Genomic DNA, 22,973 nt, shown 5'->3' on the forward strand with positions numbered 1-22,973 from the left:
GTGGAGGTTCTGCGCAGTGGGCCTCCCGGCATGGATGCCGGGAGAGCCGTGCTGGGCCAAGGATGGCCCGTCACGGCGTGCCCACGGAGCGGGACCGGAACGAGGGACACCTGAGCGAAGCGAGGGCCGTACGCTGGGGCAAGGCCTTTTTGCTTACTTTTGTGGCTGTTTGACAAAAGTAAGCCGCCGTAAGGGCGGAACCCGTAGAACGCCGTGGCGCATCGAATGGATATGTACTCGGGGTGAATAACTGCAACACCAAGTACATATCCGCCACACACGCCCAACTGGAATGGGGGCATTCGCGTTGTTTGTACAATCCCCTGGCTACAGAGAAGGCAAAAGCAAAAGCAATAACCAGATTTGAAACAGCACCCATTTTTTGTGGGAGCGAGCCTGCTCGCGAAACAGGCGACGTGATCTTCCTGGCAAACCCCAGTGATGCCTTCGCGAGCAAGCCCGCTCCCACAGAGGAGATGTGCGAGTCTCGCAGACCTCGCCGGCAAACAGGCCCGCCTGCCGCCTCGAACGCCTTTGATCTGCCCGCCCCTTCGACGTGCCCACGGAGCAGGACCGGAGCAAGGGCGAAACCCGTAAAACACCGTGGCACAGCGAATGGATATGTACCCTGTAAAAGCATTTGCTGGCGCTACGCACCAGATCGCAGCCTTCGGCAGCGGCTACAGGTTATGTACCTGCCCCCTCAACCCAGCAATGCCTGCAAATCGTTATACAAAGCCTGCGGTATCTGCACCCCGTCCACCAGACTGCGCGCCCGCGCCTCATACCGGCGTTGCGACGGCAACCGCGCACCCTGCCCCTCAATCCCGGCAAACAACACCTCAGCCCGGGTCAGATGCTGCTCGGTTGCCGCCCCCAGAAAACGCTGCGGATCAAACGCAATAATCAACTCACCATGGTACGGCGAAGACTTGCTCCCCGCGTCATACGCCAACGATTCAGCACTGGTCAAATCACCGATCAAAGGCCCGGCAATCAACTCCACCATCGCCGCCAGCGCCGAGCCTTTGTGCCCACCGAAGGTCAGCATCGCCCCCGCATCAAGCACCACATTGGCATCAGTACTCGGCTGCCCGTGCGCATCCACTCCCCAGCCCTCAGGAATCGCCTTGCCGGCACGGCGATGCAACTCAATATCCCCCCGGGCAATGGCACTGGTGGCGAAATCAAAAACGAAGGGATCATTACCCGCACGCGGCCAGCCAAACGCAATGGGATTGGTGCCAAATACCGGTTGATTGCCTCCTGCAGGCGCCACCCAGGCATGGCTCGGGTTACAGGCCAGCGCCACCAGTCCGGCCGCCGTCAGTTGCTCAATCTCCACCCACAACGCAGAAAAGTGCACACACCGGTTAATCGCCAGCGCCGCAATACCATTAGCCCGGGTTTTTTCCTGCAGCATTGGCAAACCCGCCTGAAACGCCAGCTGAGAAAAACCACCCGCTGCATCCACACGCACGATCGAAGGCGCCTGATCGATGACCTGCGGCACGGCATCAGGCGAAACCTTGCCCGCGCGCAAGGAATTGACACACCCCAACACCCGGTACAGACCGTGGGAAGCGCAGCCGTCGCGCTCCCCTGCCAGCACCGTAGCACTCACCGCACGGGCATGGGCCTGATTGAAACCGTTATGCAACAAGATGGATTCGGCCAGCTCATACGCTTGGGCCAGGGACAGTCGGATCATGGTCAACTCCTTGAACAGACCTTCCAGACTGGCCCGTTCCAGGGTTCGCGGCTTGATCGATTCAGGCCGGGGACATGACGAATTCGGCACAATCTGGCTCAAGCGCCGCCAAGCGGTGGAAGTGTCCGGTAATCGCCTCCACCAACGCCGCATCCTGTATCGGGTGCAACCCCGGATACGGACGCCCGTTGTAGTTCCCGCTCCAGGTCAACACCGCTTCGACACTGCCGCTGTCCTGGTACAGGGTTCGCATCAACAGACACTCCTGATCCTTGCTGTCGGGGCAACGCAGCGCGTAATGCAGGGCCAGGGCACTGCCAAACGCCAGGGCGCTGCTGTCGATGCCGTGCTTTTGGGCCAGGTCGATGCTGCGAAAAATACGCTCGTTACGTTGCAGTTTACGCAGCGGGTCCCGACCCACACGGGCGCAGGGGTCCTTGAACGACGTGCTGCAACGCTCCAGAAAGGTTTTCGAAAAATCCGCAACGGCTTGAGCCATGTGCGGGTACTCAGCCACCAGCGCCGGGCCGACCTCCCGGTCAATCAAGTGTCGGGCCAGGGCGCTGACCCGCGAGTCGCCCATGCCCTGCCCCAACCAGGAATGCCCCAGCAGGCTGGCGTACCAGGCAATGATGGCGTGGGGGCCATTCCACAGCAGGTTTTTCATCACCTGGGTCTGGGTGATGTCATCCACGGTTTTGACCTGGCGCAGGCGCTCCAGAAGATTGCTGCAGCGCTCGGCATACAACGGCATGTCCGACTCGCTGTTGAACAGAATCAGGTGCAACTGGTTCAGCGCATTGCTGGACTGGGCGAAGGGCCGAAAACGGCTGATCAGCCGCTCGTACTCGGGCACCGGTGTCTTGGCGCAGGCTTTCGGTGCATCCACCTCGTCACTCAGGCTGTTCTGGAACATTTTCGACTTGATGCGCAACTGGCGCACCAGCGACTCGGTGGAAATTTTCGAGACGATGCGGCTGACTACGGTTTCGGCAAAGTGCGTATTGGCCAGGATTTTCTGGCACAACTCGGGGCTGACCAGCAGCTCCAGCTGAGCTTGCACGTGACGGCGAACGAAGTCCGCGCCACCGACTTTGTTCAACACAATAAGGATCGTCAGCTCGCGGCCACGACGCTCATAGCGCCGGATCAGGCCCTTGGCAATCACATCCGCCTGTTTGCGGATCGCAGGCTCCGGCAGGGTGAGCCCGACGATTTCCGCCACGTCGTACATGTTGATCACCGCCTCGGCGTCGTCCATGTCGATCATGCGCAGGTTTTCGATGGTCTGATCGAAAGACGTGGCGCCATAACGCACGCTGAACCGGCCGAACGCCTGGATGGTGTCGCGCAGCATCCGCGAACGGGTCGCTGCAATGATCTCGCACGGCCGGGTGTAGCCGTCCCAGTGGGAGAAAATCTGCGTCAGGTAACCGCCGCCCATCGCGCCAAAACCGTGAATACCGGCACTGAACTGGTTGAGTGCCTGGGGGAAACTCTCGGTGAGTTCCGGGGTACCGAGGTCGGGCATGCAATCGTTCAAGTCGGCCAGAAACTGGTGCATGTTCTGGTAAGCCTTCAACGCCCCGGCCTTGACTTCGGGTGCGGGTGGCTTGATGTCTTCGATCAGGATCGGTTGGCCTTCGGCACGGATCGCTGACAGCAGGCCATTTTCAGAGTCCTCCAGCATCAGGCAATGCTGGGGCAGGCAATTGAGCGCGCTGGCCGCCTTGAGGAAAATCTCCGGATGGGGCTTGCCCTGGGTCACTTCATCGCCGCACACGGTGATGTCGAAATACTTGAGCACGTTGGCATTGATCAAGTATTCCTCGGCGATGGCGCGACGGCTCGACGTGGCTACAGCCATGGTCAGGCCGTACTTGCGCAAGCGCTCCAGCACCTCCAGCAAACCGTCCTTGATCGGCACCCCCTGATTGCGCACATGGGCCAGTTCCAGCTCATCGGCGCGCTGGCGGACTGCCGCATACGGGAAGTCTTCACCGTGGTTGGCTTTGGCCAGTTCCTCAGCCTTCTTCGCACTCAGGCCCAATGACCCGATCAGGGTTTCTTCACTGAGCGGCGTACCGTAGATCTCGAGTGCCGCCTGCTTGAGGGTTTTGAAACGCAGGCGCTCGGTGTCGAACATGGTGCCGTCCATATCGAAGATGGCACTGAAAATTCTCTTGCCCTGGAAATAAATCATGGGGGGTGCAACTCCTTGTGTAGCGGGAGCGTCTCGCAGCCATGCGCAGGCCAGAAAACGCTGTCGTGACTTGACCAAAAACCGGCCATTCAAAGGCTCAGGCGGGTCGCAGTACAGTCAGAAAGTGGTGGGGAGCAAATCAGCGCAAATCAGGCGGAGGGACGTAACAAAGGCGCCAGTCGACGCAGCGGCCAGGTAAACAGCGGGGTAAAGCGAAGAGGACAACGAGGCGAGAAACAGACCCTGTCACTGCGTGAACGCAGCCTTTGACGTGAGGCCCACAACTCGCAATCAGGGATGCGAAGTGTGAGCCGAACTGGCGATTGATACGTGTGATTCCATCCATAAGAGCGTTGTAATTTCCTGTAATACGGTTGGTTGCCTTTTTAGCTATACCCCATCCAAAGCCTGCAAATCAAGGTTTGCATGCCCGGCATCGCGATATCCGGGCTACAAAACACAGAAGTGACAGTGCCCTGTCACGTCCCCAAAGCGATCAAATTTCACTGTCCCAAATAACCGTGATATTGCCCCTGTAGGTGCTCCCGGAATGGTCGTTGATCATGCTGTGGGTCTGGTCGCGAGCCACTTCAAAGTGCAATGACGCCTGGCCGTTGTCCACGTAGTGGCTGGGCGAAAACACCGCGGGGGTCGGACTCAACAAAACACGCTCAACCGGCCGGTTCAACGCATCGAGCATGCCCGACGGCAGCGTCACCCGTGTTTCCACCGGGACGGTATGGCCCGCGGCATTTTGTATCGCGCACTGGGTGGCCACCAGGTATTCACATTGCAGCTCCATGCTGAACTGGGAAGAGGACCACATTTTGAAGTTCTTGTTGGCCACCAGCTTTTCCGGGCGCCGCCCGTTGTTCAACCATTGCTGCCAACCCCCTGCAGGGCTGAGTACCACCCGATTGTCCCCGGCCGGGAACAAAAATTTGAGGGTATGTTTGACCTCCAGGGTGAAGTTCATGATGACCTGGTTGTCGGTGGGGAGCATCACATCGCCGAAGTCGAAGTCCATGCCGGGGCCCACTGTATAAGTGATGGAGCCTGTATAAATGCCGCTCTCCATTTTCAGCGGATCGGGGGCGGTCATTCGATAAGCCACACTGGGATTGCGCAATCGCAGACTGTCGATTTCGTATGCCGGTGTTAAGCCGCAGGGCATGGCCTGGGGTGTCATCCAGAAGTAATTGGCGTCGATGGGAGTAGACCCCATCCCTGCTCCCAGCGTGCAGGGCGAGGGAGCATAGTACCCCCAAGGCCTCCCATTCCAAAGATCATAGTTGCCCTCAGTGGAACTCGGCCTTGGTATACCGGTAATCAGCCGAACATCGCGGGCGGTGCGGTTACCCGCGCTAAAGGCAGAAATGGAAAAATCCACCTGCGCCGTATCCCCTGACGCGCTCATCACCTGGAGCGCTCTGGGATCCGCCGGGACTTTGATCATCATGCCATCGCGAATATTGGCATGGTTGGCCAGAATCGGGCGCTGCGATTGCGCCTCGAACCCCAGTCGGATGCTGAACAGCCCCCGTGAGCTGCAAAGTGCGGGGTAGGCGGCGCACATACCAGAATTAGGCGTGGTGTTTGTAAACTGGTTGATATGCGGCTTGGCCGAGTCCGGGGAAAAGGTGGCGCTGATCTCAACCGTGAACGCCTGCGCCCAGGGCGCCATAAGCGCTGCCACAATAGCGCCGAGCAAAGTACCTCTGCGCGCGCCCGCAGCCGGGGGCTTTTTGTTGGATATGTTCATGGCCGGGTGCACACCTTGTTTGGTTTGTTGCCCTCAACCAGTACCCGCTTAAACAGGCGGCTGAGGAAGTCGTAATTGAATTCACTTAACTCGAAAGGCATCTATTGGTAAGCCGCTAAGCATCCGGGATGGGCGAGTCAAACAGGATCAGCACAGCGCCGTAATATTCGCCCGGCTTGAACCCGCCATCCGGTTTTACTGCTTCGATGCGCAGGGGCACCCGCAAACCCGGCAAGGCCTCGCTTTGTGTTGCCACGACGGTATCGCCAAGCACCAGGACATGACCGTTGAATATCACCTTCAGCGCAATGGAATTGTGCAGACTGCCCAATGTCGGGTCGTAACCCAGGCGCGCCCTGACAGGGCCGCTGGAACTGTGCAGATCGAAATCGGCTCGCAAGGGCTCAAGGGTTTCGTTCCCCATGTTCCACTTCATCTGCTGTTCATTTTCAACAAACGCCGGGTTCACCGGCACCACATAAAATTCGTGCGTCGGGATGGTGACGGTGACATCAAACAGCACTTCTTCCCGCGCCAAAGCCTGTAAATCAAGGTTTGCATGCCCGGCATCGCGATATCCGGGCTACAAAACACAGAAGTGACAGTGCCCCGTCACGTCCCCAAAACGATCAGATTTCACTGTCCCAAATAACCGTGATATTGCCCCTGTAGGTACTCCCGGAATGGTCGTTGATCATGCTGTGGGTCTGGTCGCGAGCCACTTCAAAGTGCAATGACGCCTGGCCGTTGTCCACGTAGTGGCTGGGCGAAAACACCGCGGGGGTCGTACTCAACAGAACGCGCTCAACCGGCCGGTTCAACGCATCGAGCATGCCCGACGGCAGCGTCACCCGTGTTTCCACCAGGACGGTATGGCCCGCGGCATTTTGTATCGCGCACTGGGTGGCCACCAGGTATTCACATTGCATCTCCATGCTGAACTGGGAGGAAGACCACATTTTGAAGTTCTTGTTGGCCACCAGCTTTTCCGGGCGCCGCCCGTTGTTCAACCATTGCTGCCAACCCCCTGCAGGGTTGAGTACCACCCGATTGTCCCCGGCCGGGAACAGAAACTTGAGGGTATGTTTGACCTCCAGGGTGAAGTTCATGATGACCTGGTTGTCGGTGGGGAGCATCACATCGCCGAAGTCGAAGTCCATGCCGGGGCCCACAGTGTAGATGAGGGAGCCTCGATAAATACCGCTCTCCATTTTCAGCGGATCAGGGGCAACCATCCGATAAGACACACTGGGATTGCGCAACAGCACGCTGTCGATTTCATACGCCGGCGATTTGCCACAAGGTACCGCCTGGGGGGTCAGCCAGAAGTAGTCGGCGTCGATAGGGGAGGCCCACATCGCGGCTCCCCGAGTGCAGGGCGCTGACGCGTAGTAACCCCAGGCTTGCCCTTTCCAGAGATGACTGTTGGCTGTATCGCCATTCCCCGTCGGTATACCGGTGATCAGCGAAACATCACGGGTCCGGTGGGTCCCGCTGAAAGCCGAGATGGAAAACTCCAGCTGCGCCGTATCCCCTGACGTGTTCGTTACCTGAAGCGTTCTGGCCTCGGCCGGGACCTTGACCATCAAGCCATCACGAATATTGGCATGGTTGGCCAGAATCGGACGCTGCGATTGCGCCTGTATCCCCAGCCGGATGCTGTACAGCCCCAGGGAGCTGCAAAGAGCGGGGAACGTGGTGCACAGCCCGGACATAGGCGTGGTGTTTGTAAACTGGTTGATATGCGGGTTGGCCGAATCCGGGGAAAAGGTGGCGCTGATCTCAACCGTGGACGCCTGCGCCCAGGGCGCCATAAGCCCTGCCACAATAGCGCCGAGCAAAGTACCTCTGCGCGCGCCCGTAGCCGGGGGCTTTTTGTTGGATAGGTTCATGGCCGGGTGCACACCTTGTCTGGTTTGTTGCCCTCAACCAGTACCCGCTTAAACAGGCGGCTGAGGGAGTCGTAATTGAATTCACTTAACTCGAAAGGCATCTATTGGTAAGCCGCTAAGCATCCGGGATGGGCGAGTCAAACAGGATCAGCACAGCGCCGTAATATTCGCCCGGTTTGAACCCGCCATCCGGTTTTACTGCTTCGATGCGCAGGGGCACCCGCAAACCCGGCAAGGCCTCGCTTTGTGTTGCCACGACGGTATCGCCAAGCACCAGGACATGACCGTTGAATATCACCTTCAGCGCAATGGAATTGTGCAGACTGCCCAATGTCGGGTCGTAACCCAGGCGCGCCCTGACAGGGCCGCTGGAACTGTGCAGATCGAAATCGGCTCGCAAGGGCTCAAGGGTTTCGTTCCCCATGTTCCACTTCATCTGCTGTTCATTTTCAACAAACGCCGGGTTCACCGGCACCACATAAAATTCGTGCGTCGGGATGGTGACGGTGACATCAAACAGCACTTCTTCCCGCGCGCCGAACACCGCTGTAGCCCAGAACCCGAACGCAATCACAGTGACCTGCGCGAGCACCCGTGCGGGTTTTATGCGAGGCAGCAACATCAGCCTTTTATCTCCATGGTTTTTCGCGCGTTGCCTTCGATCAGCACAAAGCGGTACAGACGCCCGGCTTGTTTCCCGAAACGCATTGTGCGCCCCGGCCGCACATGATTTTTGGTTGCGGCCAGGCAGTTCTCCGGATCGTTGGCGGCGCAGTCTTTGAACTCGTCGACTACGAATACCGTGTTGCCGTTGTTATGCAGGGAGTACTGTTTTGGCGTGTTTTCGATTTGGGTGTCGAATCTGGGGTTTTCAGGCCGCACGAAAAAGAACGTGCCGTAGCCGGCCAATATATTGACGCCCGCCGAAAGGGTTTTCTTATAGCCGTCACTTTGTTCCTGGGAGAGCGTGAACTCATCTTCCTTCTCGGGCACCACCGGTACAAAACGCACGCGGAAGTAACGCTCGGTATCGCGCTGCCCCAGAAATAACAGTCGGGTGGCCTGGGTGCCCTGGGCTGGCACAATCAAGCGCGCAGGGCTGGCCATCAAACCGTCGCGGACCTGGGTGTTGCCCTGGGATTTAACCGGCACTTCCACGTGGGTACCGTCAGCGTTAAATAAAACTTCCATGACCGAGATTCGGACGAATGCGGTATGGGTTCCGCCATTGAACACACGTTTCAAATAGGAACTTTGATCGCCGTCCAAATAGTCATGGACGGTGCCGACGTTGATATTCGGCCCTGCCAGTGCACTGAATGAAAAAAACAAACCGCTTAATGTCAAATATATTGCTTTCATTTCCAACCTCACTAATCAATCAATAACGCTACCTGGCTCGCCGTATCAGTGGGCCGCCCACTGCTCCAGGGTATTGGGATGGCAAAGCAAATCACCGATCTGCAAGACATTGTTTTCGGCCTTGGCCTTGCTCGGATCAATACGGAACTGGCACAACAACGTGTCGTCTTTGCGAACTTGCAAAGTGGGCGCGCTGGCGTTCATTTCCATCGAGAAGAACCCGTCCACTTCACTCACCCCACGGCTCACGTGGTTAATGATGTGATGGCCCTTCAGCGGGTTACCGGCGGGATCAACCAAACGCCCCAGTACCGTTACGGTTTTCACCACGCTAATGGTGCGATGCTCCACTCCCCCGCGGTTAAGGTGATAACGGGTGCGTGCAGGCTGGATCGCGGCCGCCGGTGCGGCGGTACCTTCGAAATCGAAGCTCACGGAGCCGTTTTTATAAGCGCCAAGCGCAATGAAGTTGCGGCCCTTGTGCAGCATCGTGCTACCGCCATTCAAGTCATCGGCGCGCAACCGGATGTCATCGACATCTGACTCGACGTCGACAATCATCCCCGCACCCTGGCCCTGATGCTGGCTGCTCATGACCATTTTGTTGCCACCCACGGCGAAGGTGTTGTCCAGGTTCAGGCCACCGGTGAGTTTGCCGTTATACGAAGAGCGCTGAACAAAACCATCGGCGTTAAGCGCCTCGTTCTGCAATGAGGCCCTGGCGGACAGGCCAAGGCCGTAGGTGTCAGTGGTCGCAGTGGCGGCAATGCTTTGCAGCAGGTGGCCTTTCAAATCTCTGGTGTATGTCAGACCTGTGTTGTTATCGCGCTCCCCGTTATGGCCGGTGCGTGAGCCGATGCTGGCGGACCAGCGTTCGTCGGACCCGCCAAGGGCCAGGCTGAACGTAAAATCGAACCCGCGATTACGTGAGTTTGCAGTGCCGAGGCTGGCGGGTCGGTCAAACAGCGATAAACGCCAGTTGCCATCGTTGCCAAACAGACGGCTCTGTTGGGTCAAACCCAGATCAAGCCCATAGCCCCGGGTGTAACCGTCACTGTGGGTGAGCCGCGCATTCAGGCTGGTTTTGGGGTTCAAGCGGTGGTTGAGCGAAACCGACGAGTTGCTGGTCTGGCCGACAAATACGTTGCGTTTGCGCACGCGTGTGCCGTCGGACAAGGTTTCATAGGTGTTTCGGGTGTCCAGCCAAGCGCGGGTGTGGTTGAACACCAGGCTGCCTTGCCCATAGCGGTAGAGCCCGTTCAGGTCGATACCTGTGCCGTAGTGCTTGGTTTGGTACAGGTTGGCATACAGGCTGGCGCTATCGGCCAGGGTCCAGTCGATGGAGGTACCGTATTGCATGTTGCCTTTTACCTGGAGCCCGGAGAGGCCCAGCACCACACGCGGGTGCAGCAGGTAATTGAGCGAGGTACCGGCGGTCATGTTGCCGCTGTCCTCCTCGGCCCAGTTGCTGAGCAGATTGGTTTCACGCCCGGCAAACAGGTTGTAGCGCCAGCGCTCATCGGGGTTGCGCCAGTTGTTTGGTTTGTACACCCGTTCCGGGGTGGTGCTGATGATTTGACCGTCTTCTATCAGTCGCACTTCAATTTCATAGATGCCGCCTGGCAGTGGCCGGGTATTGAGGCTTTGCAGGCCTGCGGCAACCGCTTGCGTATTGATCAACAAACCGTTGCGATAAATCTCCACCGAACCTTCACGGTTGGCGGTGACATAAATGGGGTAAACGCTGGGCGTCGCCAGGTTGATGGCTAAACTGTCCGAGCTGCCGTACATCACACCCAAGGCGGTGTCGGGGCTCGCGCCCAGTGTACGTATTTGACGGGTAAGCCCTTCTGCGGATGGCGTGAAATAGCCCAGGCGCAAAAATTGGCCTTCGAACTCGCGCTGGGAGTAGGCCTCGTAGACGGCGTAATGCAGCTTTTGCTCCGCCCCCCCCATACGTGAGAGCTGCATGTTCAGGTCTTGGGTCCAGTTACCCAGGCTGCTGCTGGCATCAATCCCGAGGCGCCCGCCCAGGCTGCCTTGCTGTCCGCCATTAAGGTTGAGCCGGTTGCGCACGATCAAACCCCGGCTACCGTCTGCCGGAAGATCGTAATAACGGCTTTCCTCGACATCGCGCTCGGCATTGGCGGTGAGCAGCGACACCACCGAGTTTTCCAGGTTGTAGTGCACCGCCAGCAATTGCTCCGGGCATTTTTGCTGGCAGGCGCCCAATTTAACGCCTTGCTTCAGATAGTCCGCCCACAGGTCGCGCTCGCTCTCCGGCAGCAGGCTGCCATTCTTGTCGGTAAATTCAAGCAGGGTGAGCAGGTCATCGCGAGATAAAAGGATCATCGCCTCACCCAACAGTTGCTGGTCAACTTCAACTTGAACAGCCAGAGGAACATCAAAAAAGTGTTCCTCAAAGTCTGCCGGCAACCCCTTTGCCTGAGCCAATAAACTTCGCGTCGTGGCGACGCCAGTTACAGTCTCGGCAAAGGCTTGCGCACTCAAGAACATGACGAGCATTACCGCGAGAGAAAATAGCGCAAACATGAACTGGAATACTCTGATAACAGGTTATCGAAGTCGGAGTGCGCTCGGTCTGCCACAAGGCCAACCGAGCGCCTGATATTGCTTGGCCAAATTAATTGCGCAGGCGAGTTATCAAATGATCGTGGGGATGTTGTCGAAGATCACAGTGAACGACGCAGTGAATGTACCTGTTGCAGCAGCAACAGGTGCGGCCGGGGTAATAACCAGTTCGGCTCGCGTGCCTGAAGCAGCCTGCGCGGCAGTTAAAACCTCCTGTGGGGCCGCTGTCAGCGTAATGCCGTTAAAGCTGGTGGCCAGATTAATGTCGTGGGTGCTATTGCCATTGCGCAGCTTGGCTGGACCGCCATCGATATAGGCTTTGATTGAACCCGCTGCGTTTTTGAGTTCGTACATTGCACGCAGGGTGCCCAGCGAGCCGTTGGCAAGGTTGTAGGTCATGGTTTCGTTTTTGCCGAAATCCGAATCTACAGGAAACGCGTAGAAGTCCTTGGCCGGAATCACAGCGGTAATGTTGATAAGGCTGTTGGCGTCATTAGCGGCCCATGCACTGGACGCACTGATTGCCAGAGAGCAAGCGATGAAGGCGGCTGTTTTTTTAAACATGGTTACGTACCTTTTTCTGATGATGAGTAGCAATAAACTCGAGAGGGCATTGAGGTTCTGGTTGTGCCAGTCGGTCAGCTAGTTGAGTTGCAAGGCTAAAGAGGCATTGCGGTGGAAGCCTATTGGGATCCACTCGCCGTGTGAGTAAGGTAAAGCTGGCTGATATGTAGTTTTTTCCTTACAGATTGCACCTGCAAATGCTTTCGCATGTTTTCAAGAAAAACACACACATCAATGAGGTATAAAAATAACGCCTTATTATTTTTTGATTTGCGCTATGGACTTTGTATTGAAACATGCAGTTTGTTGTTAGATCCGCGATGGGCATATGTGTAACGGGTATTGCTAGTTGTGTTGAAAGTGCGCAGGAGCACCTCTAAAAACAGCAATAAATGCGTGTGATTTAAATAGGCGCTCAGGCCCCCGGCAGTAGGCTGGCGCATTTGAAAAACAGGCCTTGAGCTCAAACCTGCCCATCGATCAGGAGAGGGGCATGAAGTGCAATTGCGCCAGGCCGTTGTCCACATAGTACTGGGCGAAAACAACGGCAGGCTGGTGCTGAGCAGTTGTTGTTCTGAGGGTGGCTGAAGGCGTCGCCATTGAATTCACCAAGCCCGCCAGGCGTCTTTCGGCCAGTCACTGCATGCCCCCTTGAATGATCAGCCCGGATAGAGGTGTTACCCGGCCAGTTATGTATGATGGCGCGCTTGAGAAACAGGCCTTGGACTCAAGCCTGCCCATCGTTCAGGAGCTGTGCATGACTATGCTTTACCGGACTTTCAACGAGGCAGAGTCCGCCCCGCGCTTCACGCTTAAACTGCTGAGCCTTGTGTTGCTGACCGCACCAGTGCCTGCGGCCCTTGCCGCCGAAACCGAACTGCCGGCCATCTCCGTGACCGGCGAAGACAACAGCGGCTATCAGGCTGACAGTGCATGGGTCGGCGGTTTCGAGGCGGCGCCGCTGCTCGATACCCCTGCGGCGATTTCAGTGTTCACCGACGCGCTGATCAAGGACCAGCAAGCACGCCTGCTCAGCGAGGTGTTACGCAACGACGCCTCGGTAGGTGAAAGCTACGCGCCGGTTGGCTACTACCAGAATTTTGTGGTGCGCGGCTTCTCGTTGAACTCGGCCAGCAGCTACAAGATCAACGGCCGCACCATCACCGGCGAGCAGAACGTCGGCCTGGAAAACAAGCAGCAGGTGGAATTGCTCAAGGGGCTTGCGGGCCTGCAAAGCGGCGTCTCCGAACCCGGCGGCGCGGTCAATTACGTCACCAAGCGCGCTGCCGATGTACGTTCGGTCACCGTCTCGACCGATGATCGTGGCAGCGGGTACCTGGCCACCGACGTGGGCGGCTGGTTCGGCAGCGAACAACAGTTCGGGCTGCGTGCCAACTTTGCCCATGAAGACATTCACTCCTGGGTCGAACACGCCAATGGCCAGCGCGACTTCGCCTCGGTGGCGTTTGACTGGAACATCAGCCCCGATGCGCTGCTGCAACTGGACGTGGAGTATCAAAACAAGGAGCAGCGTTCGGTGCCGGGCTATCAATTGCTCGGCGGCACCGAACTGCCGCACCACGCCTCGCCGAAAAAGCTGCTGGCGCACCAGAGCGGCTCCAGGCCGGTGACCATTGATTCGCTGAATATCAACGGCAACTTCGAATACCGCTTCACCGACAACTGGAAAGGCAACCTCAGCGCCTCGCGCAGCAAGGTGGTGATCGACGATTACAGCTCGTTTGCCTGGGGTTGCTACGGCTCGGACAGTTGCGCCAATACGGCGGTGCCCAACTACTTCAGCCCCGAAGGCAATTACGACATCTACGACTTCCGCAGCCCCGACGATACCCGGCGCAATGACGAGGTGCAGGCAGCGCTCAGCGGTCAGTTCGATACCGGCGGCATGGGTCACGAATTGACGGTAGGCACCAGCGCATTTCGCCGTGTGGTGGACCAGCGGGAGCTGATCAACGAAATGATCGGCAGCGGCAATATCGATAGCGAACCTGAAGAGTTCGCCCCCTCCGGCAAACCGGTCCAGGACAGCTATCGCCGTCTGGACAGCCGCCAGTACGGGGTGTTTTTCAATGACAAGATCAGCTTCAACGAGCAATGGCAGGCCGTGCTGGGCGGGCGCGAAGTGCGCCTGGACGAACGCACCTTCGACGACCAGGGCGACACCACCCGCCACACCCGGCGCTATGAGTTCCTGCCCCAGACGGCGCTGATCTATAAGCCGGTGCAGAACATCACGCTGTACACCCGCTACAGCAAGGGCCTGTCCCTGGGCGGCGAAGCACCGTGGTTTGCCAGCAATGCCTTTGAAATCCTCGCGCCCACCGTGTCACGGCAGATCGAAGCCGGGGTCAAGTACGACTGGCGGCGCATGAGCCTGAGCGCCACGCTGTTCCAGATCCGTCAGGACTACCAGTACGCACGCCCCGATGCGACGCCGGGTGAGTTCACCTTCGTGCAACAGGGCCAGCAGAAAAACACCGGGCTTGAGCTGGCGGCCAATGGCTGGGCCAGCGATCGGTTGCAGATTGCGGCCAGCGTGGCGGCGATCCGCTCCCGGGTCACCGGCAGCGGCACACCCGAATATGAAGGGCACCAGACCATCAACGTCCCCACCTTGCGCGCCAGCCTCTACGGCGACTACGCCCTGCCCTGGCTCGATGGCCTGGCCCTGCTGGGCGGCGTGCAATACAGCGGCAAAAAATACGCCAGCCAGTTGGGTGAAGTGCAGGCCGATGCCTACGCCATCTTCAATATCGGCAGCCGCTACAGCACCCGCATCGAAGGGTACGACACCGTGTTCCGGCTGAGCATCGACAACCTGTTCGACAAACGCTACTGGCGTGATGTGGGGGAATACATGGGCGACAACTATGTGTTCCAGGGTGCCCCGCTGACAGCGCGGCTGAGTGCTTCGATCAATTTTTGAGAATTACAGGCAAGCAACCGTGGGAGCGAGCCTGCTCGCGAAGGTCTCGACAGGGCTCTTCGCGAGCAGGCTCGCTCCCACCAAAAAGCTGGATTTAATTGATAGCCCCCTATCGAAAACCGCAGGCTAGAGGGCTCTGTTACGCTTTGTATCATTCTGAATGATATTGATCTTCGCTGGGTTCGATTCGTGCGCCAGCACTCGCGCCAGCATTATCCGCCCATCTCAATAGATTGGCGGACTCCCCTCCCATGGAACAGTCACTGAAACATTTGCGCTTCCCACTCGCGGCCTTGGCCATTGTGGTGATGAGTGCATGCGGCAAAACTCCACAAGCGACTGCTCCTGCTCCCGCTGCAAAAGTCAGTGTGGCCAAGGTGCTTGAACAGCCGGTCAATGAATGGGACGAATTCACCGGTCGCCTCGAAGCACCGCAAACCGTTGAAATCCGTCCACGCGTGTCGGGCCAGATTGATCAGGTCGCCTTTACCGAGGGCGCCATGGTGAAAAAGGGCGACCTGCTGTTCCAGATTGATCCGCGCCCGTTCCAGGCCACTGTGCGTCAGCTTGAAGCTCAAGTGCAGCAAGCCCGCGCCAAGGCCAGCCGTTCCGAGAACGAAGCCCAGCGCGGCGAACGCCTGCGCCAGAGCAATGCGATCTCCGCCGAGCTGGCCGATTCGCGCACCACTGCAGCCCAGGAATCCCGCGCCGGGGTCGCCGCCATCCAGGCACAACTGGACCTCGCCAAGCTCAACCTGAGCTTCACCCGGGTCACTTCGCCGATTACCGGCCGGGTCAGCCGTGCCGAAATCACGGCGGGCAATATCGTCACTGCCGATGTCACCCCGCTGACCAGCGTGGTCTCCACCGACAAGGTGTACGCCTACTTCGATGCTGACGAGCGTGTGTTCCTCAAGTACAACCAGCTTGCCCGTGACGGCCAGCGCGGCCAGAGCACACCGGTCTACCTGGGCCTGTCCAACGAAGAAGGCAACCCGCATCTGGGCCAGATGAACTTCGTCGATAACCAGGTCAACCCGAAGACCGGCACCATCCGTGGTCGGGCCGTGTTCGACAACACCGATGGCAGCTTCACGCCGGGCCTGTATGCACGCCTGAAACTGGTGGGCAGCGGGACCTATTCGGCCGTGCTGATCAATGACGAAGCGGTCGGTACCGACTTGGGCAAGAAGTTCGTGCTGGTGATGGGGGCCGACAACAAGTCGGTGTACCGCACTGTCGACCTGGGACCGAAGATCGAAGGCCTGCGCATTGTTCGCAGCGGGCTGAACAAGGACGACACCATCATCGTCAAGGGCTTGCAGAAAGTACGCCCTGGCTCGCCGGTGACGTCTGAAGTGATCCCCATGGCCAACGAACAGACCCTCGCCGCACTGGCACAACAACGACAAGCCCTGGAAGCCAGCAACCTGCCGCAAGTGAAGGCCGCCCAAGGCGCGCCGAAACTGGCCAGCGTCGCGACTCCTCGCGGTTAAGGGACGATAACTCCGATGAATTTTTCCCAGTTCTTCATTCAACGGCCGATTTTTGCCGCTGTGCTGTCCTTGCTGATCCTGATTGCGGGCGGTATCTCGCTGTTCCAGTTGCCGATCAGCGAATACCCCGAAGTCGTCCCGCCCACTGTTGTGGTGCGTGCCAACTTCCCCGGCGCCAACCCGAAAGTGATCGGCGAAACCGTGGCTGCGCCGCTGGAACAAGCAATCACCGGTGTGGAGAACATGCTGTACATGTCTTCGCAGTCCACCGCTGACGGCAAAATCACCCTGACCATCACCTTCGCGCTGGGCACCGACCTCGACAACGCCCAGGTACAGGTGCAAAACCGGGTGACGCGTACCCAGCCCAAGCTGCCGGAAGAAGTGACGCGCATCGGCATCACGGTGGACAAGGCGTCCCCCGACCTGACCATGGTTGTGCACTTGACCTCACCGGACAAGCGCTACGACATGCTGTACCTGTCCAACTACGCCATCCTCAACATCAAGGATGAACTGGCGCGCTTGAACGGTATCGGCGACGTGCAAATGTTCGGCATGGGCGACTACTCGCTGCGAGTGTGGCTGGACCCGAACAAGACCGCGTCGCGCAACCTCACCGCCACCGATGTGGTGACGGCGATCCGCGAGCAGAACCGCCAGGTTGCCGCCGGTGCACTGGGCGCCCCGCCTGCGCCGAACGCCACCAGTTTCCAGCTGTCAGTCAACACCCAGGGCCGTCTGGTCACTGAAGAAGAGTTCGAAAACATCATCATCCGCTCCGGCGATGATGGCCAGATCACACGTTTGAAAGACATTGCCAGAGTGGAGCTGGGCTCCAGCCAGTACGCCCTGCGTTCGTTGCTGAACAACCAGCCTGCGGTGGCGATTCCGATCTTCCAGCGCCCGGGTTCCAATGCGATCCAGATCTCCAATGACGTTCGGGCCAAAATGGCCGAATTGAAGCAAGGCTTCCCGGAGGGAATGGACTTCGACATCGTGTATGACCCGACGATCTTCGTGCGCGGCTCGATAGAGGCGGTGGTCCACACCCTGTTCGAAGCACTGATTCTCGTGGTGCTGGTGGTGATCCTGTTTCTGCAGACCTGGCGCGCTTCAATCATCCCGCTGGTCGCTGTGCCCGTATCGCTGATCGGTACATTCGCAGTGATGCACATGTTCGGCTTCTCGCTCAACGCTTTGTCGCTGTTCGGATTGGTGCTGGCCATCGGCATCGTGGTGGACGATGCGATTGTGGTGGTGGAGAACGTCGAGCGAAATATCGAACTGGGGCTCAACCCGGTGGATGCCACCAAGCGTGCGATGCGTGAAGTGACCGGTCCGATCATCGCCACAGCACTGGTGCTGTGCGCAGTGTTTATTCCGGCAGCCTTTATCTCGGGCCTTACCGGACAGTTCTATAAGCAGTTCGCCCTGACCATTGCGATTTCAACCGTGATCTCGGCCTTCAACTCGCTGACCCTGTCCCCGGCACTGGCCGCCGTATTGCTCAAAGGCCATCACGCGCCGAAAGACCGCTTCACCCGTCTGCTGGACCGCCTGTTCGGCGGCTGGCTGTTTGCACCGTTCAACCGGTTCTTTGTCAAAGCCAGTAACGGTTACGTGGGCACGGTACGTCGCATCATTCGCGGCAGCGGCATCGCGATGCTGGTGTACGCCGGTTTGATGGTGCTGACCTGGGCCGGTTTTGCCCACACCCCGACCGGTTTTGTGCCACCGCAAGACAAGCAGTACCTGGTGGCCTTCGCCCAACTGCCGGACGCCGCGAGCCTGGATCGCAGCGAAGAAGTGATCAAGCGCATGTCCGAGCTGGCCCTCAAGCAGCCAGGCGTAGCCAACTCGATTGCCTTCCCCGGCCTGTCGATCAACGGTTTCACCAACAGTCCCAACAGCGGCATCGTGTTTGTTGCACTCAAGGACTTTGACCAGCGCAAAGACCCAAGCCAGTCGGCAGCGGCCATTGCCGCCACGTTGAATGCCGAGTTCGCGGATATTCAGGAAGCCTATATCGCAATCTTCCCGCCACCGCCGGTACAAGGCCTGGGCACCATTGGCGGGTTCCGCCTGCAGGTCGAGGACCGCGCGGGTCTGGGTTATGACGAACTGTACAAAGAAGTGCAGAACGTGATTGCCAAGAGCCATAACGTGCCGGAACTGGCCGGGTTGTTCACCAGCTATCAGGTCAACGTGCCACAAGTCGATGCGGCCATCGACCGGGAAAAAGCCAAGACCCACGGCGTAGCCATCAATGACATCTTCGACACCCTGCAGATCTACCTGGGTTCGCTGTATGCCAACGATTTCAACCGCTTCGGTCGTACTTATCAGGTCAACGTTCAAGCCGAGCAGCAGTTCCGCCTGGAGCCTGAGCAGATTGGCCAGCTGAAAGTGCGCAACAACAAGGGCGAAATGATCCCGCTGGCGACCTTTATCAAGGTCAGCGACACCGCCGGGCCCGATCGCGTGATGCACTACAACGGTTTTGTGACCGCAGAAATCAACGGCGGTGCAGCACCGGGCTACAGCTCGGGGCAAGCCGAAGCCGCGATGGAAAAACTGCTTAAAGAAGAACTGCCTAACGGCATGACCTACGAATGGACCGAGCTGACGTACCAGCAAATCCTCTCGGGCAACACCGCACTGTTCGTGTTCCCGCTCTGCGTACTGCTGGCGTTCCTGGTACTGGCGGCTCAATACGAGAGCTGGAGCCTGCCACTGGCGGTGATCCTGATCGTACCGATGACGCTGCTGTCGGCGATTACCGGGGTGATTCTCTCGGGCGGTGACAACAACATCTTCACCCAGATCGGATTGATCGTACTGGTGGGGCTGGCGTGCAAGAACGCGATTTTGATTGTCGAGTTTGCCAAGGACAAACAGGAAGAAGGCATGAGCCCGCTGGATGCGGTACTCGAAGCCTGCCGCCTGCGTCTGCGGCCGATTCTGATGACCTCGTTCGCGTTCATCATGGGTGTTGTGCCTCTGGTGCTGTCCAGCGGTGCCGGTGCTGAAATGCGCCACGCCATGGGTGTCGCCGTGTTCTCCGGGATGCTGGGTGTGACCTTCTTCGGCCTGTTGCTGACGCCGGTGTTCTACGTATTGATCCGCCGCTATGTCGAGCGCAGTGAAGCGCGCAAGGCGGCCAGGCACCTCAAGCTGGAGTCGCAACAATGAGCCTGAAAGTTTTCCTGCCAAGTCTGTTGGTGCTGGCCTTGAGTGCCTGCGCCGTTGGCCCGGACTACCAAACGCCCAAGACCGAGCCGGCGCAGATCAGCGCCGACAACCTCAAGGGTTTTGACCGGGCACATTTTGAAGGGATCTGGTGGCAGCAGTTTGACGACCCGACCCTCAACCATCTGGTGAGTGAGTCCCTGGCCGGCAACCGCGAGCTGCGCGTGGCCTTTGCCCGGTTGCGTGCGGCCCGGGCGATTCGTGATGACGTCAGCAATGACGCCATGCCGACCATCACCAGCCGGGCCAGCAGTGATCTGGGCAAAGGCCAGATCCCGGGCACCACCGAAAAGCGGGTCAACAGTGAGCGCTACGACCTGGGCCTGGACATGGCCTGGGAGCTCGACCTGTTTGGCCGCATCCAGCGCGAACTGGAAGCCAGCGACGCCGACGAGCAAACCGCCGCCGCTGATCTGTACCAGCTGCAAGTCACCATGATTGCCGAGCTGGTGGATGCCTACGGGGAACTGCGCGGTGCGCAATTGCGCGAGCGCATCGCCCTGGCCAACCTGAAAAACCAGCAAGACTCCAAGGCCATCACCGAAAGCCTGCGTGATGCAGGTGTAGGCGACCAACTGGACGTCGTTCGGGCTGACGCCCGTCTGGCCGCGGTTGAGGCCAGCGTGCCGCAACTGCAAGCCGAACAAGTGCGCGAACGCAATCGCATCGCCACGCTGCTCGGTCAGCGGCCGGAACAGTTGAGCGTGGACCTGAGCCCCGCGCAGCTGCCGGCCATTGCCAAGGCGCTGAACATCGGCAACCCCGGCGACCTGCTGCAGCGCCGGCCCGACATCATGAGCGCCGAGCGCAAGCTGGCAGCAGCCACGGCCCGGATCGGGGTGGCCAAGGCCGATTTGTTCCCGCGGGTCAGCCTCAGCGGCTTCCTGGGCTTTACCGCCGGGCGTGGATCGCAAATTGGTTCGGCGGCAGCCAATGCCTGGGCACTGGGCCCGCGCATTACCTGGCCGGCGTTTGACCTGGGCAGCGTGCGGGCCCGCCTGCGCGGTGCCGGCGCCGAAGCCGATGGCGCACTGGCCAGCTACGAGCAGCACGTGCTGCTGGCCCTGGAAGAATCGGAAAACGCTTTCAGTGACTACGCCAAGCGTCAGCAACGCCTGGTGTCGTTGATTCGCCAAAGCGAATCCAGCCGCACGGCGGCAGACCTGGCGGCGATTCGTTACCGCGAAGGCACGGTGGACTTCCTGGTGTTGCTGGATGCCCAGCGCGAGCGCCTGGCGGCCGAAGACAGCCAGGCCCAGGCCGAGGTTGAGTTGTATCGCGGCGTCGTAGCGATCTACAAAGCACTGGGTGGCGGCTGGCAAGTCGAGACTGTCGCCAGCGCGAACTGATTTAACGAGCTCCTTTGGTTGGCCGCAACCAACCATTTTTTAGCCCCGCGTTCATTCGGTCGCGGGGCTTTTTTTTGCCCCCGGAGTGGCCAATACCCTGTAGCCGCCGCCGAAAGCTGCGATCGGCTGCGCAGCCGTCGTAAAACCAGAGTGCGGGGGCTGTCTGATTCACCGAGCAAGCCGCCCCGGCGGCGATTGCGTCGCCGAACGCAGCCTCGCTGCGCTCCTCAGCGTATCTACAGCGTTTGACTCCAGCCCCCCACTGTCCCAATCTTGCACCTCATCCGCACGCCTGTTTCTGGATATTGCATGTCCCAGCCTCGCCGATACCTAGTTGTAAGCCTTCTGTCTGCAATCATTGCCGCCGGCCTTTGGTATTCGATGCGCCCTGCTCCGACCGCCCCAGCGCCCACGGTGAGCCAGCGCTATTCAATCGCCCTCGATATGGCCCACAACGGCAAGCCCGGCGCCGCACGGGTGCTTTACCAGCAACTGGCCCGCGATGACCTGTCAGAGAACCGGCGCGCCGACCTGCATGCCGAACTGCCGAACTACCCAAGCCCCCAGGCGCTGAAACTGGCCGACGCCGACTTGCACAACGACTCACCGCTGGTACGGGAAGCGGCCATCCGCAGCATTGTCGGCCTGGTGCCCAATGCCCAGCGCACCTTGCTGCTCGGCCCCTTGCTGGATGACCCCGAGCAACGCGTGCGTTTTGCCGCTGCCAATGCCCTGCTCGGATTGTCCCCGGATGAACAGGGGCTGTACTTCGCACCGTTGCAGCAAGTGATCGACGAGTTCGAACGCGACCTCTTGACCCGGGCCGACGACCCCCGGGCCCAGGGCCAGCTCGCCCGTCTGTACCTGCACGAAGGCCAGCTGGATGACGCCCAGAACGCCCTGGAAAAAGTCACCCGCCTGGACCCGGACAACCTCAAGGCCGTCGTCGCCCGCATTGAGCTGCTGGACAAGCGCGGCAAGCCCGACCAGGCACGGGAACTGCTGGCCAGGCAACTGGAAGCCCACCCGGATTCGGCCTATCTGCAACATGCATTGGGGATCTGGCTGCTCAATCACGGCCAGACGGAATACGCCCTGCTGGGCCTGGCCAAGGCCGTCGAGCTGGAACCCGACAACAGCGATTACCGTTACAAACTGGCCACGGCCCTGCATGACCTCGACCAGCTGGAAGCTGCACAACGCCAGCTCGAAGAGCTGCTGCAACGCCAGCCCGCCAACCGCAAGGCGCGGGTCTTGTTGATCAGTTACTGGAAAGAGGCCGGGCAGTTGCAGAATGTGCAGGTGTTGCTGGCGCAACTGGAGCAGCAGAACCCGGACGATCCGGCGTTGCAGCAGGGGCTGTAACTGCCACATGCGGATTCAAGCCCGAGGGAGTGAGCCTGCTCGCGAACGGCCTTCGCGAGCAGGCTCGCTCCCACAGAGGGAACAGCGTATTTACGCCAGCAGTTTCTGGATCTGCTCTTGCAGGGTGTCGAGGTCAAACGGTTTGGCCAGGATCGGCGCGGTCAGGGTGATCGGGCTGCCGGTGTCGCGGATTTCAGCCGGGTAACCGCTGATGAAAATCACTTTCAGATCAGGCCGCAACTTGAGCGCCGGCTCGGCAATCTGCACCCCCGAGATCCCGCCCGGCAGGCGGAAGTCGGTGATCATCAAGTCCAGATGGGGCTTGCTCGCCAGTATCTCGAACGCCTGCTCGCCGTTTTCGGCCTGCAATACCCGGTAGCCCTCGCTCGACAGGTAAGCGCTAAGGACCATCAGGATCGAAGGATCGTCTTCGACAATCAGAACAACATCTTGCGCATCTTCACTCATGGGAAACCTT

Annotated in this window: 15 protein-coding genes; 5 read left to right on the plus strand and 10 right to left on the minus strand. The window is 59.1% G+C overall.

Annotation, left to right across the window (positions count from 1 at the left end):
• Positions 1-703 precede the first annotated feature (703 nt).
• From ACZRMS_RS17060 to ACZRMS_RS17100, 9 genes are all read right to left on the minus strand, one after another.
• A complete protein-coding gene (locus ACZRMS_RS17060; protein ID WP_463996222.1) occupies positions 704-1,711 on the minus strand; it encodes an Ldh family oxidoreductase in 1,008 nt (335 codons plus the stop codon).
• 61 nt (positions 1,712-1,772) lie between these two features.
• A complete protein-coding gene (mtlD, locus tag ACZRMS_RS17065; protein ID WP_463996223.1) occupies positions 1,773-3,914 on the minus strand; it encodes a bifunctional mannitol-1-phosphate dehydrogenase/phosphatase in 2,142 nt (713 codons plus the stop codon).
• A 496-nt stretch (positions 3,915-4,410) separates the two neighbouring features.
• A complete protein-coding gene (locus tag ACZRMS_RS17070) occupies positions 4,411-5,676 on the minus strand; it encodes a hypothetical protein (RefSeq protein ID WP_463996224.1) in 1,266 nt (421 codons plus the stop codon).
• Between the two features lie 115 nt (positions 5,677-5,791).
• Complete coding sequence (locus tag ACZRMS_RS17075; RefSeq protein WP_463996225.1) at positions 5,792-6,214, minus strand: CS1 type fimbrial major subunit; 423 nt, start codon at positions 6,212-6,214, stop codon at positions 5,792-5,794.
• Positions 6,215-6,305: 91 nt separating this feature from the next.
• Positions 6,306-7,568 (minus strand): hypothetical protein, encoded by a 1,263-nt coding sequence (locus ACZRMS_RS17080; RefSeq protein WP_463996226.1) that lies wholly within the window; start codon positions 7,566-7,568, stop codon positions 6,306-6,308.
• Between the two features lie 115 nt (positions 7,569-7,683).
• A complete protein-coding gene (locus tag ACZRMS_RS17085) occupies positions 7,684-8,190 on the minus strand; it encodes a CS1 type fimbrial major subunit (protein ID WP_463996227.1) in 507 nt (168 codons plus the stop codon).
• A complete protein-coding gene (locus ACZRMS_RS17090) occupies positions 8,190-8,930 on the minus strand; it encodes a molecular chaperone (RefSeq protein WP_463996228.1) in 741 nt (246 codons plus the stop codon). Before ACZRMS_RS17090 ends, ACZRMS_RS17085 begins: the two co-directional genes overlap by 1 nt.
• 45 nt (positions 8,931-8,975) lie before the next feature.
• A complete protein-coding gene (locus tag ACZRMS_RS17095; RefSeq protein ID WP_463996229.1) occupies positions 8,976-11,483 on the minus strand; it encodes a TcfC E-set like domain-containing protein in 2,508 nt (835 codons plus the stop codon).
• Between the two features lie 111 nt (positions 11,484-11,594).
• Positions 11,595-12,119: a CS1 type fimbrial major subunit gene (locus ACZRMS_RS17100; RefSeq protein ID WP_463996230.1), complete on the minus strand. Its 525-nt coding sequence runs from the start codon at positions 12,117-12,119 to the stop codon at positions 11,595-11,597.
• 724 nt (positions 12,120-12,843) lie between these two features.
• Between ACZRMS_RS17100 and ACZRMS_RS17105 the strand changes: the two genes are divergently transcribed.
• From ACZRMS_RS17105 to ACZRMS_RS17125, 5 genes are all read left to right on the plus strand, one after another.
• Positions 12,844-15,033 (plus strand): TonB-dependent siderophore receptor, encoded by a 2,190-nt coding sequence (locus ACZRMS_RS17105; protein ID WP_463996231.1) that lies wholly within the window; start codon positions 12,844-12,846, stop codon positions 15,031-15,033.
• 251 nt (positions 15,034-15,284) lie between these two features.
• The gene (mexE, locus tag ACZRMS_RS17110) at positions 15,285-16,529 is read left to right on the plus strand and encodes a multidrug efflux RND transporter periplasmic adaptor subunit MexE (RefSeq protein ID WP_463996232.1); all 1,245 of its coding nucleotides are present in this window, start codon (positions 15,285-15,287) and stop codon (positions 16,527-16,529) included.
• Positions 16,530-16,544: 15 nt separating this feature from the next.
• Positions 16,545-19,724 (plus strand): efflux RND transporter permease subunit, encoded by a 3,180-nt coding sequence (locus ACZRMS_RS17115; protein ID WP_463996233.1) that lies wholly within the window; start codon positions 16,545-16,547, stop codon positions 19,722-19,724.
• Positions 19,721-21,130: an efflux transporter outer membrane subunit gene (locus ACZRMS_RS17120; RefSeq protein WP_463996234.1), complete on the plus strand. Its 1,410-nt coding sequence runs from the start codon at positions 19,721-19,723 to the stop codon at positions 21,128-21,130. The genes ACZRMS_RS17115 and ACZRMS_RS17120 overlap by 4 nt, the downstream gene beginning before the upstream one ends.
• 309 nt (positions 21,131-21,439) lie before the next feature.
• Entirely contained in the window at positions 21,440-22,495 is a 1,056-nt protein-coding gene (locus ACZRMS_RS17125) for a tetratricopeptide repeat protein (RefSeq protein WP_463996235.1), read from the plus strand.
• 90 nt (positions 22,496-22,585) lie between these two features.
• Here ACZRMS_RS17125 and ACZRMS_RS17130 read toward each other — a convergent pair whose 3' ends face one another.
• Positions 22,586-22,963, minus strand: a complete 378-nt coding sequence (locus tag ACZRMS_RS17130) for a response regulator (RefSeq protein WP_463996236.1) — start codon at positions 22,961-22,963, stop codon at positions 22,586-22,588.
• Positions 22,964-22,973: the final 10 nt, after the last annotated feature.

It is taken from the genome of Pseudomonas sp. B424 (assembly GCF_055408345.1).